General features: G+C 65.5%; 11 protein-coding genes and 1 tRNA gene. 7 read left to right on the plus strand and 5 right to left on the minus strand.

Annotated elements, in window-relative coordinates:
• Nucleotides 1–36 precede the first annotated feature (36 nt).
• The 3 genes from M9921_11185 to uvrC all read left to right on the plus strand — a co-directional run bounded on the left by M9921_11185 (nucleotide 37) and on the right by uvrC (nucleotide 6,781).
• Nucleotides 37–2,478: a zinc-dependent metalloprotease gene (locus M9921_11185; protein MCO5297411.1), complete on the plus strand. Its 2,442-nt coding sequence runs from the start codon at nucleotides 37–39 to the stop codon at nucleotides 2,476–2,478.
• Nucleotides 2,479–2,728: 250 nt separating this feature from the next.
• Nucleotides 2,729–4,768, plus strand: a complete 2,040-nt coding sequence (locus M9921_11190) for a hypothetical protein (protein ID MCO5297412.1) — start codon at nucleotides 2,729–2,731, stop codon at nucleotides 4,766–4,768.
• A gap of 87 nt (nucleotides 4,769–4,855) precedes the next feature.
• The gene (gene uvrC / locus M9921_11195; GenBank protein ID MCO5297413.1) at nucleotides 4,856–6,781 is read left to right on the plus strand and encodes an excinuclease ABC subunit UvrC; all 1,926 of its coding nucleotides are present in this window, start codon (nucleotides 4,856–4,858) and stop codon (nucleotides 6,779–6,781) included.
• Between the two features lie 4 nt (nucleotides 6,782–6,785).
• Here the strand turns inward: uvrC and M9921_11200 are convergent, their stop codons facing one another.
• Together M9921_11200 and coaD are read right to left on the minus strand one after the other, a co-directional pair.
• Nucleotides 6,786–7,358, minus strand: a complete 573-nt coding sequence (locus M9921_11200) for a hypothetical protein (GenBank protein MCO5297414.1) — start codon at nucleotides 7,356–7,358, stop codon at nucleotides 6,786–6,788.
• A 128-nt stretch (nucleotides 7,359–7,486) separates the two neighbouring features.
• Nucleotides 7,487–7,969, minus strand: coding sequence for a pantetheine-phosphate adenylyltransferase (gene coaD / locus M9921_11205; protein MCO5297415.1), 483 nt, complete (start codon nucleotides 7,967–7,969; stop codon nucleotides 7,487–7,489).
• A gap of 75 nt (nucleotides 7,970–8,044) precedes the next feature.
• Between coaD and icd the strand changes: the two genes are divergently transcribed.
• The gene (gene icd, locus M9921_11210) at nucleotides 8,045–9,262 is read left to right on the plus strand and encodes an NADP-dependent isocitrate dehydrogenase (protein ID MCO5297416.1); all 1,218 of its coding nucleotides are present in this window, start codon (nucleotides 8,045–8,047) and stop codon (nucleotides 9,260–9,262) included.
• Nucleotides 9,263–9,269: 7 nt separating this feature from the next.
• Here icd and M9921_11215 read toward each other — a convergent pair whose 3' ends face one another.
• A complete protein-coding gene (locus tag M9921_11215) occupies nucleotides 9,270–9,968 on the minus strand; it encodes a hypothetical protein (protein MCO5297417.1) in 699 nt (232 codons plus the stop codon).
• Nucleotides 9,969–10,080: 112 nt separating this feature from the next.
• On the minus strand, nucleotides 10,081–10,704 hold the full coding sequence (locus tag M9921_11220; protein MCO5297418.1) for a PEP-CTERM sorting domain-containing protein: 624 nt from the start codon (nucleotides 10,702–10,704) through the stop codon (nucleotides 10,081–10,083).
• A 194-nt stretch (nucleotides 10,705–10,898) separates the two neighbouring features.
• Here M9921_11220 and M9921_11225 point away from each other — a divergent pair.
• Nucleotides 10,899–10,973: transfer RNA gene (locus M9921_11225), tRNA-Ala, on the plus strand.
• 76 nt (nucleotides 10,974–11,049) lie between these two features.
• On the opposite strand, the gene M9921_11230 is transcribed toward M9921_11225, so the two are convergent.
• Nucleotides 11,050–12,525, minus strand: a complete 1,476-nt coding sequence (locus tag M9921_11230) for a hypothetical protein (GenBank protein MCO5297419.1) — start codon at nucleotides 12,523–12,525, stop codon at nucleotides 11,050–11,052.
• A gap of 150 nt (nucleotides 12,526–12,675) precedes the next feature.
• Here M9921_11230 and M9921_11235 point away from each other — a divergent pair, with 150 nt between their 5' ends.
• Nucleotides 12,676–14,004 carry a porin gene (locus M9921_11235; GenBank protein MCO5297420.1) on the plus strand — a complete coding sequence of 443 codons (1,329 nt, stop codon included), beginning with the start codon at nucleotides 12,676–12,678 and terminating at the stop codon, nucleotides 14,002–14,004.
• A gap of 40 nt (nucleotides 14,005–14,044) precedes the next feature.
• A complete protein-coding gene (locus tag M9921_11240) occupies nucleotides 14,045–15,346 on the plus strand; it encodes a glycoside hydrolase (protein MCO5297421.1) in 1,302 nt (433 codons plus the stop codon).
• Nucleotide 15,347: the final 1 nt, after the last annotated feature.

Below are 15,347 nucleotides of genomic sequence, written 5' to 3' on the forward strand. Positions count from 1 at the left end.
CCTTGCTAGAATCGTTGCTTGGAGGGTTTCCAACCAATGAGTTTTCCCACGCGCGGCTTGGTGCCGCTGATCGTCGCCGTCCTCATGCCCGCCGTCTGGGCGCAAACGTCGCCCCCGACGGAGCCGCCACCCCAACGCGAGGCCCCCAAGGAGCAGCGGCAGACGTCGAAGCCCGGTGAACCGAAGCCGTACAAAGAGGTCGTCACGGCCGAAGCCAAGACCCAAACCGGTCTGTTCGCCGTTCACCGCATTGGGGACAAAGTGCTCTTCGAAATCCCCAAGCAGGCTCTGGGAGCCGAAATGCTCTGGACGACGGAGATCGCCGAGAGCCCGCTGGGCGGATTCGGCGGAACCCAACTGGGAGACAACGTCGTGCGCTGGACGCGCCGCGAGAACAAGATCTTCCTCCGCAAAGTCAGCCACAGCATCCGAGCCGCCGACGACGCCGCGATCAAGATCGCCGTCGCAGCCGCCTCCGTCGAGCCGATCATCGCGGCGTTCGACGTCGAGGCCGAGGGAGAGGGCGGATCGGCCGTGATCGACGTCACGAAGTTCTTCACGAGCGACCCCCAGGACTTTTCCGCCAAGCGCGCGGTCAACGGTGGGAACGTGGACGCCTCCCGCTCGTACATCGACTCGGTCAAGGCTTTCCCCACGAACATCGAGACCCGCTCGCTGCTCACCTTCAACGCCGCGCCGCCCGCCGCACCTAGCCCGTTTGGCGGACGGGGCGCGGGAGGGGCCCGCAACACGGCCTCCAGCGCGACGGCACTGGTGCACTATTCGATGGTCCTCCTCCCGGAAACGCCGATGCACCCGCGCGAATACGACTCCCGCGTGGGCTACTTCAGCGTGGGCTTCCAAGAGTACGGGGCACCCGAGAACCGGGTGATGGACAAGCGGTACATCTCGCGGTTCCGCTTGGAGAAGAAGGACCCCGCCGCGGCGGTCTCCGAGCCCGTCAAGCCGATCGTCTTCTATTTGAGCCGGGAGGTGCCCGAGAAGTGGCGCGCCCCGATGAAGCAGGGCATCGAATGGTGGAACAAGGCGTTCGAGACCGCGGGTTTCCGCAACGCGATCGTCGCCCGCGACGCGCCGACCGCAGCGGAAGATCCCAACTGGGACCCTGAGGACGCGCGCTACTCGGTCGTGCGCTGGGCGCCCACACCCACGGAGAACGCCATGGGGCCGAGCGTTCAGGACCCGCGCAGCGGGGAGACGATCTCCGCGCACATCATCGTTTGGCACAACGTGCTGAACCTCGCGCAGATGTGGTACTTCGTGCAGGCTTCGCCCAACGATCCCTCCGCCCAACGGTTGCCTCTTCCCGACGAGCTGACCGGCCGGCTGATCGAGTACGTCGTCGCCCACGAGGTCGGGCACACCCTCGGATTGCAGCACAACTTCCGGGGCTCGTCGACCTACTCGATCGCTCAACTGCGCGACCCCAAGTTCACCGAGCAGTACGGAACCGAGGCGTCCGTGATGGACTACGGGCGCTTCAACTACGTCGCCCAACCCGGCGACGGGGCTCGCCTCATTCCAACCCTCGGACCCTACGATCTCTTCGCGATCGAGTGGGGCTACAAACCGATCCTCGGCAACGCGTCCCAGGAGAAGACCGAGCTCGATAAGATTGCCGCGCGACAGGTGACGAACCCGATGCTGCGGTTCGGCGGCGGCATGCGCGAGGATCCGACCCAACAGTCGGAAGATCTCGGCGACGACGCCTTGGAAGCGACCCGGCTCGGCTTGTTGAACCTCGAGCGCGTGATGAAGTACCTCGTGGCGGCCACCACCAAACCGGGCGAGGATTACTCGTTCCTGCAGGAGGTCTACCAGCGCGTGCTGGGGCAGCGCTCGATGGAGCTGAACCACGTGACGCGCCTCGTCGGCGGCGTCGTCGAGACGAACTGGCACGCAGGCCGCGGCGGGGACGTGTTCGTGCCGGTGCCGAAGGCCCGCCAGGCCGCGGCGATCGCGTTCCTGAACGAGCATGCGTTCGCCACCCCCGAGCCGTTCCTCGATCCGGGGGTGTTGCTCAAGATCGACCCAGCCGGCTGGACCGAGCAGGTCGTGGGCACGCAGCGAGGGCTGTTGGCCTCGCTCCTTTCGGACGACCGGATCAACCGGATGACCGACAACGTGGCGATGATCGGCGATCGAGCCTATCCGATCACGGAGATGGTCGCCGACCTGCAGAACGGCATCTGGCGCGAGCTGCTGACCACGGCGCCGGTGATCGACGAGTATCGAAGAAGCCTCCAGCGGGCCTATCTCGAGATCTATCGGGGCAAGCTGGTGGGGGATGCCGCCACAACGACCGAACTGCGCGGCGTGGCCGTGTGGGCGCTCAAGGGTCTGGCGGCGACGATCGACCGAGCCCTTCCCAAGGTCAAGGACAAGCTGACGATCCTGCACCTTCAGGATTGCCGACGAACCATCGACCGCATCCTGGACCCGAACAAGGGAGGCTAGGCCGTCTCGCCTGTCGTCTATCGTTTGTCGTTTGTCGTTTGTCGTTTGTCGGGGAGAGGGGCACCCTCCGACGACAAACGATCAACGACCAACGATCAACGACCAACGACCAACGACCAACGATCAACGACCAACGATCAACGACGAAACGGCTTCGTTGGGAACATTTCGTCCTCCGTAATCTTCTGTGTTGGTAGTTATCCGCCCCGCGGAACGGAAGGGCCCCCGAACCGGGGGCGGGGAGGATGCGATGAAACTGAAGAACAGCACCTTGGCGACGCTCGCCGTCGCCGCTTTCGTCTTAGGCGCGGGCCCCCGGGCTTTCGCCTCGCCGTGGCAAGAGCCGCAACAGTCCGGTACGACCGTCAAGGCCGATGGGTCGCGAATCGAGGTCAAGGAGACCAAGAACGGGGACGGGACCACCACCCGGACCGAGTCCGAGTACGACAAGAAGGGCACCCTGCGCAAGCAGAGCTCGAAGACCGTGAACGCCAAGGGCGAAACCGTCGAGGAGACGGAGTTCGAACGCGACGCGAAGGGCAAGACGACCGAGACCCACACGAAAGGGGACTCCTCCAGCACCCGCGAGGAGTACACCGACAAGAACGGCACCAAACAGGTCAAGGAAACCGACCGCGAGAAGGGAAAGGTCGTGCGCGAAAAGACCACGACGACGGACGCCAATGGCAACTACGAGGAGGAGGAGACCGATAAGAAAGCCAAGACGAAGCGCGTCTCCAAGGGGACTTCGAAGGACGGAAAGAAGGTCACCGAAGATAAGACCGAGGTGAAGGCGAACGGGACCTCCACCCGCACGAAGACCGAGTACTACCCGGACGGCAAGCCCAAGAAGGTGGACGACGTCTCGCCCGACGGGCGCAAGACCACGAGTTCGACCGAGTACGACAAGGACGGCAAGCCCAAGAAGAAGACCGAGTACGACGGCCAAGGCCGCAAGAGCTCCGAGACCGAGTACGGTCCCGATGGCAAGCCCGTCAAGAAAACCGACTACGACCCATCGGGCAGGCCCACCTCCACAGAGGAGACCGACAAGGACGGAACGCATCGCAAGACGGAGTACAAGAACGGCCACAAGGTGCGCGAGATCGAGGAGCACCCGGACGGAAGCCGCACCGAGACCGAGTACAAGAACGGCAAGCCGGTGAAGACGACCAAGTTCGACAAGAACGGCAAGCCGATGGCTTCGCTCGGTGCGAACAGCGGCACGTTGACCGGCGTCGTGGTCGCGGTGCCCGACCAGGTCGTCGCAGGGGCGCCGATGGTGTTCTCCGCCGCGACCCTCTCGGGAAACGTGATCGCCCCTGACGCCGTCCAGGTCACCGATGGGCAAGGGCAGGCCCTTCCCGTGACGCGTCGAGACGACGGCTCGTGGGTCGCCGAGGTGCCTTCAGGGTCCTCGACCGCGCATGTCCGCATCGGCGACGTACTCGTCTCGGCGCTGGTGGTCGGTGCGGGAACCCTGATCGACGGCAAGCCCTCGATCCGCAACGCGCCGAAGTACGCGCTGCCCGGCAGCGTCGTTTCTCTCGGCGGCTCGTTCGGCCCTTCGAACCCGGTGGTCAAAGTCAACGACCGGGTCGTCCCGGTCCTGGCTTCGTCGCCCGCGTCGATCAAGTTCGCGGTGCCGGCAGACGTGACACCCGGCTCGGCCTCGATCGTGGTGGAGGCGGACGGGATCGCAAGCGCGCCCGCGACGCTTCAAACCCTCGCGATCGCTTGGGACGCCGCGCCGACGACGCTCGTGCTTGGGCAAGCCGCCCGGCGCAACCTGCGGGTGATCGGGACCACCGAGCCGGTCGCCGTGATGATCGAGGACCCTTCGGACGACGCGGCCACGATCCGTTCGCGCGGCGTGAAGCGGTCCACCGGAGGCGCGACGAACGTCGTCGCGATCGAACTCGTCGCCACGCGGATCGGCGCTTACTCGGTCCAAGCGACGCTTGCCGACGGCGAGAGCGCCGTCCAGAAAGATCGCGGCAACGCGGAGGCGGCCCGAGCCGACGCTGCGGGCTGGCGCGAGTCGGCGAAGGGCGAGACCAACGCCGAGCGCGCGCAGCAGAAGCGGAACGCCGCCGCGAACGCCTACCACGCCGCCGAGGACTGGGACGCCGCCGCCAAGGCGCGCGAGGCCGGAGATCTCGAGAAGGCGCAAGCCCTCGAAGAGGCCGCCCGCCACCGGGAAGACGCCGCGCGGGCTTGGGGCAGCAGCGGAGACGCCGACGCGGCCGCAAAGTCGGAGAAAGCCGCCAAGGAGTTGGACGGCCGGTAATCTCTGATCGTTGGTCGTTTATCGTCTATCGTTCATCGTCTGCACGACAAACGACAAACGACAAACGACCAACGATCAACGCTCCCCATGCCCCGCCAAGTCCACGAACACGTCGCCAAAAAGCTCAAGGGCCTCTCCGCCCAGCCGGGCTGCTACGTGTTCCGCGACGAGAAGGGCGAGGTGCTCTACGTGGGCAAGGCCCTCGTGCTGAAGAACCGGGTGCGAAGCTACTTCCAGGCCTCCACCCGGCACAGCACGCGCATCGCGCGGATGGTCGCGCGCGTGCGGGACATCGAAACGTTCGTCGTGGACTCGGAACTCGAGGCCCTCGTGCTCGAGTGCAACCTCATCAAGCGCCACCGCCCGCCCTACAACGTGCGCCTGCGCGACGACAAGAGCTACCCCTACATCACCATCACCAACGAGAAGTTCCCGCGCGTCCTGTTCACCCGGCGGGTCCGGAAGGACGGGGCGCGCTACTTCGGACCCTACACCAGCGCGTGGGCGGTGCGCGAGACGCTCCAAATCCTCCACAAGGTGTTCCCGCTGATCCCCTGCGGCAAGAGCTGGAGCGGCCGAGCCGAACAACGGCCGTGCCTCTACCATCACCTGGGCCAGTGCTTCGCCCCGTGCGCCGGCCTCGCGGACCGCGACGCGTACAAGGCCGTCGTCAAGCAGGTGGAGCAGTTTCTTTCCGGCAAAGAGGAGGGGCTGCTCAAAGGGATGCGCACGGAGATGGGCGAAGCGGCCGACGCCCTCGACTTCGAGCGGGCGGCCAAGATCCGGGACCAGATCGCCTCGCTGGAATCGATCCTTCAGCGCCAGAAGGTGCTCTCCACCAACCAGGTGGACCAGGACGTGATCGCCGTCGTGAAGGACGAGCGCGGTTCCGCAATCCAGATGCTCTACGTCCGCAGCGGCAAACTGATCGGCCAGCGCCAGTTCTATCTCGACGGGAGCAGCGAGGCCGCGCCCGGCGAGGCCGTGCAGGAGTTTGTCAAGCAGTACTACTCCGATGCGCCCGAGGTGCCTCGCGAGGTGCTGCTTCCGGTGGAAATCGAGGAGCGCGCGATCGTGGAGCAGTGGCTGCGGTCCAAGCGGGGATCGGCGGTCAAGCTCGAAGTCCCACGGGGCGGCGGACGGTTGCGCCTCGTCGAACTGGCGGCCGACAACGCGGAACAGGCGCTGGCGGTCTTCAGCGAGGAGATCGAGCGCAAGGAGGCTTGGGCGGAGCAGGCGATGACCGAGTTGCAGGAGGCGTTGGACCTTCCTGCGCCGCCCGTCCGCGTGGAGGGGTACGACATCTCCAATATCCAAGGCACCGCGCCCGTGGGCTCGATGGTCGTCGTCGAGAGCGGCGAGCCGGCGAAGAACGAGTACCGGAGGTTCAAGATCCGCTACCACCCGGAGAGCCCGAACGACTTCGCCATGATGCACGAGGTGCTGCTGCGCCGGTTCCGGGCGTTCCTCGACAAGGACGAGAAGTTCCGCCAACTGCCCGACCTCGTGATGATCGACGGGGGCAAGGGGCAACTTTCCGCAGCGCTCAAGGCGCGCGACGACTTGGGACTCACGGTGCCGATGGTGGGCCTGGCCAAGCGCATGGAACTGGTTTACGTGCCCATCCCGATCGAAGAGGCGCAGCCGCACGAGCGGGTCTTGATCGATGAGAACGGGGTGTTGGAGTACGCCTACGACGGGCCGGACGGGGGGCGCTACGGGTATCGGGCGATCGAGCTGCCGATGCACTCCCCGGGCCTGCTGCTGCTGCGCAGACTCCGCGACGAGGCGCACCGGTTCGCCCTCACCTACCACCGAAAGGTGCGCGACAAACGGTTCACCGGATCCGCGCTCGAAGAGGTGCCCGGCGTCGGTCCTCGGCGCAAGCGGCTGCTCCTGAGGAGCTTCGGGTCCGTCGCAGCGATCCGTCGCGCGACCGTCGATGAGATCGCCGCGGTCCCCACCATGACGCGCCGTCTGGCGGAGACGGTGAAAGAGTGTCTGGGCGAATAGTCCGCTAGACGCGGGCCCTTTCGCGGTCCCGCGGATTCACCACCGCGGTGTCGGGCTTATGGATCTCGCCCTTGCCCCGCTCGATCGCGGTCATGACCTTGCCGACGACCCCTTCGAGCTGCGTCAGCATGTCGTAGGCGTACTTGTCGGCGCCGCGCCGCATCTGCACCGCGTCCCGGTCCGCGCTGTTCCGAATCTCTTCGGCTTGGGCCTTGGCCAGTTTGAGGACCTCGCTCTCGGCCACCATGCGCTCTTGCTGGGAGCGGCCTGCTTCCACGATGCGTTCGGCCTCGTGCTTCGCTTCCTGGAGGATCTTGTCGGCCGTCGCCTTGGCGTCCTGAAGGATCCGCTCGCCCTCCTTCTTCGAGTTGGTGAGGGTCATCGTGGCGTCCTCGCGGGCCGTGTCCACGATGCGCTCCGATTCGCGAACGGTCACCGCGGCGACCTTGAGTTCGTTGGGCAGGGAAGCGCGGACCTTCGCGATCTGCATCGCGATCTCTTCCTTGTTCAAGCCGAACGTGACGCCAAGGTAGGTCCTGGGCTGCTCCACGGCCAGATCGTTCAATTGCTCGAGCATGCGTAGAATGTCCACGAATTCCGCCTCCAAGACCCGCGCGCGCGGGCCGCGCCGCGCTCCTATTGTGACATGACGGGTTCGAGGGTCATGCAGGATTCCCTCGAATCGTGCGAGTTATCCACAACCCGCTAGGGAGAACGCAACGCTTGCGCCAACACCTCGGCGACGGGCTCGGGCACCATCGACGTGTAGTCTCCTCCGAGGGTCGCCAACTCGCGCACGATGCTGCTGCTCAAGTAGGAGTACTCCCACTTGGTCATGAGAAACACCGTCTCCAGCTCTTCGCGCAGCCGGCGGTTGACCATCGCCATCTGAAACTCGTACTCGAAATCCGCGGTCGCGCGCAGGCCCCTCACAATGGCGCGGGCCCCGGTGCGTTCGGCGAAATCGATGAGCAGGCCCTCGAACGTCTCCACCCGCACGTTGGGCAGGCTGGAACAGCTCTTTTGCAGGGCCTCGACCCGGTCCGTCGCCTCGAGCAACGGTTTCTTGGCCCGGTTGATTCCCACGCCCACGATCAGCGTGTCGAAAAGCCGCGCGGCCCGTTCGATCACGTCCATGTGCCCGAGCGTCGGGGGATCGAACGATCCCGGGTAGATCGCGAGCTTCATGGTTCATTGTATCGTTTGTCGGCGGTCGTTTGTCGTTCGTCGTGGCGGCACGCAGTCGGTAAACTCCGGGCAATCATGCCCTCTCCCATCACCATGTCCGCCCAGGGACTTCACGTTCCCAACGATCCGATTCTTCCGTTCATCGAAGGCGACGGCACCGGCCCCGACATTTGGAACGCCAGCGTCCGGGTCTTCGACGCGGCCGTCGCGAAGGCCTACGGAGGCGAGCGCAAGATCGAGTGGCGCGAGGTGCTTGCGGGAGAGAAGGCGTTCAACGAGACGGGCAACTGGCTCCCGGACGCGACGCTGGATGCGTTTCGCGACTACCTGGTCGGCATCAAGGGTCCCCTCACGACGCCCGTCGGTGGAGGCATCCGATCGCTCAACGTGGCCCTGCGCCAGATCCTCGACCTCTACGTGTGCCTGCGCCCCGTGCGGTGGTTCGAAGGGGTGCCGAGCCCCGTGAAGGACCCCGGCGCCGTGGACATGGTGATCTTCCGCGAAAACAGCGAGGACATCTACGCCGGCATCGAGTTCCAGGAAGGCACCGAGGACGCGAAGAAGTTCGCGGCCCTGCTCAAGGAGCACTTCCCCGACCGGTACGCCAAGGTGCGGTTCCCCGAGTCGAGCGGCTTTGGCATCAAGCCCTCGTCGCGGGCCGGGACCGACCGCCTCGTGGTGGCCGCGATCGACTACGCGATCGCGAACAAGCGTCCGAGCCTCACGCTTGTCCACAAGGGCAACATCATGAAGTTCACGGAGGGCGCCTTCCGCGATTGGGGCTACCAGGTCGCCAAGGAGAAGTACGGCGCGGTGGACTACGAGGGTGGGCCGTGGCAAATCATCGAGGAGCACGGGCTGATCGTGAAGGACGTGATCGCCGACGCGTTCCTGCAGCAGATCCTCCTGCGCCCGAAGGAGTACGACGTCATCGCCACGATGAACTTGAACGGCGACTACATCAGCGACGCGCTGGCCGCGGAGGTGGGGGGCATCGGGATCGCCCCGGGCGGGAACATCAACTACACCACGGGCCACGCGATCTTCGAGGCCACGCACGGCACGGCGCCGAAGTACGCGGGGAAGGACATGGTGAACCCGTCGTCCGTCATCCTCTCGGGCGAGATGATGTTCCGCTACATGGGTTGGACCGAGGCCGCCGACCTCATCCTCAAGGGTGTGGACGGTGCGATCGCCGCCAAGACGGTGACCTACGACTTCCACCGGCAGATGGAGGGAGCCACGCTGCTCAAGTGCAGCGAGTTTGGCGACGCGGTCGTCGGCAAGATGTAGGTCGGGGCTAGCCTGCCTTTAGCGCTCGCTGCATGGCCTTGGTGGCCGCCTCGGCGATCTTCTCGATGTCGGGGCGGGCGTACTTGTCCTTGGCCATGCCGGCGAGCGATTTGAGGTCTGCGACCAACTCCTTGTCGGCACCCTTGGGCGCCTTGTCGGCCTTCTCACCGAGACCCTTGAGGTTCTTCGTGAGGTCGGTGGCGAGCGACTCCTCCTCCTGCATGTAGATCCACAGGGTGAGGTTCGTGCCGAGTTCGCCAAGCCCCGCGCCCACGAAGTACTCCCACTGCGGCACACCGCCCAGCTTGGTGAACCGCTCGGCGTGGGCGATGGTGCCCAGATTGAGCTTGGAGCGCTCGTCGTCCGTGAGCGTGGCGGGTTCGTCGGGTTTGGCGCGGTCGGCGATGGCGGCCATGGCTTTGCCCAGATCGGGGTCCCAAACGCCCAAGCCCAGCGCGGCGACCTTGAACTGCAGCGCCTCGTAGGTCGAGAAGAGGAACGGCGCCATGCCGCGCATCTTCCAGCCGGTGAGGCCGAGCGCGAAAGGCTCGATCCGCGCTTTGGCATTGGGGTCCTTTTGGACCGCCGTGAGCGCCCCCACGACGAACGGTCGCACGCCGTCGTCGATCGGTTTGCCCAGGTCGACCTCCTGCCCGAACGCGGGAAGGGCCAAGAACGCGAGGAGTGCGAGGAGAGCGGTCCGCATACCCCTACAGACGCACGACGGGGCCGCGAGTTGCTCAAGGGGGACGGGTCCTAAAACAAAGAAGACCGGGCTCCTTGCGGAACCCGGTCTCCCCAAAAGGCAACGAAGAACGTTAGGCCTTCTTGCGTCGCCGCAGCATGGCCGCCGCGCCGAGTCCGAGCGCCAGCATGGAAGCGGGCTCGGGGACGGGGGCGTGGTAGCCCGCGCCGGTCAGGGCGATCGAGTAGTCGCCGGCGGTCGTGCCGGTGCCGGCCCAGCTCGAGAGAGGTCCTCCCGCACCGGGGCCGTCGGGAGCCCGCTCGACGCCGTACGGTGTGTCAAGCCAGATCTCTCCGCCGGCGCTGTTGGCATCGTAGTCCCAGCGCGAGATCCCGAGGAAGTACGTCCCAGGTCCCGGAACGAACGCGCCCGTGATCTTCGACTGGAGGCCAGTCCCGGCAGGATCGTCGTCGTCGAACGTGACGCCAAAGCCGCTGGAGTTGAACAAGAAGAGCTGCGTGTCCAGCGTCGTGCCGCCAACCGTCGAAGCGCTGAACGCACCCGGGTCGGTGATCGTGATGCAGTAGACGTCGGCGTTCGTCGTGGCGTCAAAAGAGCCGCGAATCGTCGTCAACGGGCCCGAACCGAGGGTCAACTGCCCGGGAAGGAGTTCCGGCGCATCCCCAACCTCGACCCACACTTGGCCGAAGGACGACGCGCACACCGCAAGAAACGTCAATGTTAAGAGTCTTTTCATCTTTAATGTATCCCCTGAAATTGCCGATCGGCGGGGCATGCCCCTGTCGCAAGCAACTCAATGATCTGCTGAGAGAACGGCAGTCGTTCTACCAGCTCCACTGTAACACGATTGGGTCGCGGTTGCAAGAAAATCCCATTGTAGACCAGCAGTTTTGCCGGGACGGCGACGGCGGTAAACTCTGGCCTCGCCGTGGGGGCATAGCTCAGTGGGAGAGCGCCTGCTTTGCAAGCAGGATGTCGGGGGTTCGAATCCCCCTGCCTCCACCAGACTCCGCCAAGGCTTCGTCTGGCTTCGCCGTTGCCGGGGCTTCGCCCAAACGGCAGGACACCGTCCGCCGAAGCTTCAGCGAAGGCGGATGAACTCGGCCACGTCGCGCGCGAGCTTCTCTCTGGACGCCCTCTCGATGTACATCATGTGCCCGGCGGTGTAGTACTGCCAGGAGATTCTCGAAAGGGCCTGGTCGTTCAGGTCCATGTGGTTCAGTGTGTAGTGAGCCGCTCCGAACGGGCAGGCGAGGTCGTACCACCCGTAGCACATCAGCAGGCGCATGTGGGGGTTGCGCACGAGCGCCGACCGCAGGGCCTCGCTCGTGTCGACGTAACCGCCGGCGTCCCCCTCGTCCCAACCCCCTCCGTCGGTGTTGCGAATCCGGTACTTGAGCTCGGTGTGGTAGTTCAACTCCTGGCTGAGCGTGTCGCAGATGCACGCGTAGAAGACCGGGCCCGTGGCCGCGTCGCTGGGGTCGTAGTCCGGACGATCTCCGACCTGCAGCGCGTCGGTTCCGGTCAGTCGGGCGTCGTAGCGCCCGGTCGTCTTGTTCTCGTCGCGCATCAGCTCTTTGAAGAAGCGGCCGTCGGACACGCGAAGGTGGGCTTGTCGGATGAAGGTCTCCGAGAGCCCCGTGAGCGCGCTCATCCGTTTCACGACCTGGGTCTCCTCCGCGGGGTCGATCGAGGTGCCCTGGAGCAGCGCGGCCGCGTACTCCCCCTTTGCGAACGCCTCGGCTTGGGCCGCGATCTGGTCGACGGTCAGTTTCTGCAACGCGGGCGAGAGCTTCTTGTGGTACCAGGCGGTCGTGGCGTAACTGGGGAGGAAACCGATGAAGGGGAGGTCGTTGCCACGCGCTGCGTCGAGGGTGGCGTAGTTCATCGTCCCCGAGATGATGATCGCTCCGTTCAAGGCGATTCCCGAGCGCAGCAGCGAGGCGCTGAGTCCGGCCGTGCGGATGCCCCCGTAGCTCTCGCCGGCGAGGTAGACCGGCGAGCGGAACCGGTTGTATTTGGTCAAGAACGCCCGCACGAATTCGGTGAATGCCCGCAGATCCTGCTGCACCCCGTAGAACCGGCTCCCAAACTCGGGTTTGGCCAGGCGGCTGTAGCCCGTGCCCATGGCATCGACCATCACGATGTCCGTCGACGGCAGCCAGGTGTCCTCGTTGTCCACCGCGTGGTACGGCGGCGCGGGCATGCTCCCATCGTCGTTCATCGCGACGCGCTTCGGGCCGATCGCACCCATGTGCAGCCAGAGCGAGGCCGAACCGGGACCGCCGTTGTAAGCGAACGTGATCGGCCGGCTCCCGACGTCCGCGCCGTCCTTGAAATAGGCCGCGTAGAACATCTGCCCCTCGAGTTCGCCCGCGTCGCTGCGGATCGGGATGTGCCCGGCAACGGCCGTGTAATCGATCGTCTCTCCGCGCACCTGGATCGAGTGGCTCGTCTTGGCGACATAGCCGTCCAGCGCGTCGACGGCCATCGGCCCAGACTGCGCACCGCAGGTCGTAACGAGGAGAAGGACGGGTCCAAGCAGTCCGGCTCTCATAGAGTCGCAGGTTACCCACCGCCCCGATTCCCGTCCCCCTTAACCCACTCTTAACGAATCGCTAACGTCGCCTTAATCGCCCGCCCCGAAACTCCCAAGCGTCCGCATCGTCGGCAGAAGCCGGCGAAGACGAGCATGGGGGTGCTCTTAATGAACAGGAAACTCATCTGGTTGGGACTTGCCGCCGTCGCGGCGCTCGCGAACGCGCAGGGAACCACCGCCGATCCGTCCCTTGACAAACAGCAGGCCAGGGCCCTGCTCGAACAGCGCCAGTCGGAAGTCCGAGAACTCTCGGCAGGCGCGAGGGAGGTCTCGAGAAAGATCGGCGAACTGGCGATCAAGGGCGATGTCGCGACCGACAAAGGCGCCTTGGACGAGTTGAAGAAGCTCGTCGCCGAACTTCAGGAGATCAACGAGCGACTGGCCAAGGTCGAAGACGCCGTCGCCGGCATCCACGACTGGATCGATGCCCGTCCGACGGCGCCCAAGGCCGAGGACGAGGATGCGAAGAAGCTCAAGCTTTCGAACTACCTGCAGTTCCAGTACCGGGACAGCGGCGAAGAGGGCAAAGAGCAGAGCTCGTTCAATCTCCGCCGATTGCGCATGGGATTCGGCTACCAAGCCGATGCCCGAACGAGCGCCAAAGTCAGCTTCGACCTCGCCACGGGCAGCTCCCAGACCGCTGCCGAGCTGAAGGACGCGTACATCACCTATGTGGCGAGCGAGGGCGCCGGAGGGCCGACGGAGTTCCGAGCCGGCCAATTCGATCTCCCGATGGGCTACGAGATCGGTCGCTCGTCCAGCCAGCGCGAATTCCCGGAGCGCTCGAAGTACAACCGAACCCTCTGGGACGGCGAGCGCGTGCGCGGCGTGCAGGTCAAGCATGGCGTCGGCGACCACACGTCCCTCGTCGCCGGTCTGATCAACTCCCTGTCGGTCAAGGATAAGGAGTCGGCGTTCGCCAGCCCGGACGGAGGCGCCCAGTCGGGGTACGTGGGAGTCCGGTACGAGACCAACCGCACGACGGCCGGCATCGGATACCTTCGCGGCGATCGTCCCGCGTTCACCGGAGGCGGAGGCACTTCGCCCAAGGTCGATGACCGTTACTACCTTTACGCGGACGTGCAGCACAACGGACTGCTGGATCCCAACGTCTTCGTGCGCGCCGAGGCGATGGTGGGCAAGGATCGGGTGCCGAGTGCGACGGGGAGCGCGGGCCGCACGGCCAACAAACTGGGTGGTTACCACCTCCTTGTGGGCTACAACGTAAACGCCCGAAACCAGATCTTCGCCCGCTATGGGACGTTCGATCCCGATCGCGACACCGACGGCGATCTGTTCAAGGAGTACGGGCTCGGTTATCGGTACTTCATCAACGCGGCGACGATGGTGACCCTCACCCACGAGGTGATGGAGGACCCCTCGCTCTCCACCACGCGCTACAACGTGACGACGCTGCGCTGCCAGTTCAAGTTCTAGCGCCTCCACGGGTCCAGGGCGAGGGTACGCTCGGCGAACCATGCATGGGATCGCTCGCGCGTCGCTCGCCCTGGTTGCGCTGGCCCTTGGAGGACAGCAGGCTCCCTTCAAAAACGTCCAGGTCGGGCCGCTGGAAGGCAATGGGACCGGGTTCGAACCCAGCGTCGCCGTCAGCCGCAAGAACCCGCGCAACATCCTGACCGCCACCATGCAGACCGCGGTGTCCACCGCCAACCGAGGCGAGTCGTGGCGGTCGGTTCCCATGAAGTCCAGCCTCGGCGAGGCGGGAGACCCCGCGCTCCTCTCCGACGCCGATGGCAATTTCTACTTCTTCCACCTCTCCAACGGCAGCCAACCGAACGGGTGGCTTGACCGCATCGTGTGCCAGAAGTCCAAAGACGGGGGCCTGACGTGGTCCGACGGCGCGTCGATCGGGTTCAACCACCCCGCCGATCAGGACAAGGCGTGGCCGGCCGCCCACCCGACGAAACCGTTCCTATGCGTCTCGTGGACGCAGTTCGACAAGTACGGCTCGCGCGCCCCGACCGACCACTCCAATATCCTGTTTAGCGCGAGCGGCGACGCGGGCGAGACGTGGAGTCCCGCGGTGAGGATCAACGACCTCTCCGGAGACTGCTTGGACGGCGACGACACGACCGAAGGCGCCGTCCCGGCCATCGACGCGGCGGGCAACGTCTACGTGGCGTGGTCGCTGAGCGGAACGCTCTACTTCGACCGCAGCGCGGACGGAGGCAAGACGTGGCTGAAGAAGGACGTCGTCGTCGGCCCCCAGGTCGGCGGGTGGGACATGACGATTCCCGGCATCGGGCGCGCCAACGGGATGCCCGTCCTCATGGTGGACAACAGCAAAGGACCCCACGCGGGAACGCTCTACATCCTGTGGGCCGACCAGCGGGCGGGCGAAAACGACACCGACGTGTTTCTCACGCGATCGACCGACCGGGGCGACACGTGGTCCAAACCCCTGCGCGTGAACAAGGACGGCCCCGGCAAGCACCAGTTCTTCCCGTGGCTGGCCGTGGACGATGCCACGGGCTACCTCTACGCGGTCTACTACGACCGCCGCGCCTACGACGACCTTCGAACCGACGTCGTGGTGGCGCACTCGACCGACGGGGGCGCCACGTTCAAGGAGACCGTGGTCAGCGAGAAGCCGTTCACCCCGGGGACCGGCGCGTTCTTCGGCGACTACAACAACATCTCCGCCCACCGGGGCACGATCGTGCCGATCTGGACGCGCATGGACGGGCGGCGCACGACGGTGTGGACGACGATCCTCTCGCACGAGGATCTCGTGTCGGGGGCGCCCGCCCGCCGGTAGA

The organism is Fimbriimonadaceae bacterium (assembly GCA_023957775.1).
Lineage (GTDB): Bacteria > Armatimonadota > Fimbriimonadia > Fimbriimonadales > Fimbriimonadaceae > JAMLGR01.

Excerpts from the sequence above, each read along its gene's own strand:
- M9921_11235 (MCO5297420.1), top strand. The coding sequence starts at position 12,676 with ATGAACAGGAAACTCATCTGGTTGGGACTTGCCGCCGTCGCGGCGCTC.
- M9921_11190 (MCO5297412.1), top strand. The coding sequence starts at position 2,729 with ATGAAACTGAAGAACAGCACCTTGGCGACGCTCGCCGTCGCCGCTTTC.
- icd (MCO5297416.1), top strand. The coding sequence starts at position 8,045 with ATGCCCTCTCCCATCACCATGTCCGCCCAGGGACTTCACGTTCCCAAC.
- uvrC (MCO5297413.1), top strand. The coding sequence starts at position 4,856 with ATGCCCCGCCAAGTCCACGAACACGTCGCCAAAAAGCTCAAGGGCCTC.
- M9921_11215 (MCO5297417.1), bottom strand. The coding sequence starts at position 9,968 with ATGCGGACCGCTCTCCTCGCACTCCTCGCGTTCTTGGCCCTTCCCGCG.
- M9921_11185 (MCO5297411.1), top strand. The coding sequence starts at position 37 with ATGAGTTTTCCCACGCGCGGCTTGGTGCCGCTGATCGTCGCCGTCCTC.
- M9921_11200 (MCO5297414.1), bottom strand. The coding sequence starts at position 7,358 with ATGCTCGAGCAATTGAACGATCTGGCCGTGGAGCAGCCCAGGACCTAC.
- coaD (MCO5297415.1), bottom strand. The coding sequence starts at position 7,969 with ATGAAGCTCGCGATCTACCCGGGATCGTTCGATCCCCCGACGCTCGGG.
- M9921_11220 (MCO5297418.1), bottom strand. The coding sequence starts at position 10,704 with ATGAAAAGACTCTTAACATTGACGTTTCTTGCGGTGTGCGCGTCGTCC.
- M9921_11240 (MCO5297421.1), top strand. The coding sequence starts at position 14,045 with ATGCATGGGATCGCTCGCGCGTCGCTCGCCCTGGTTGCGCTGGCCCTT.
- M9921_11230 (MCO5297419.1), bottom strand. The coding sequence starts at position 12,525 with ATGAGAGCCGGACTGCTTGGACCCGTCCTTCTCCTCGTTACGACCTGC.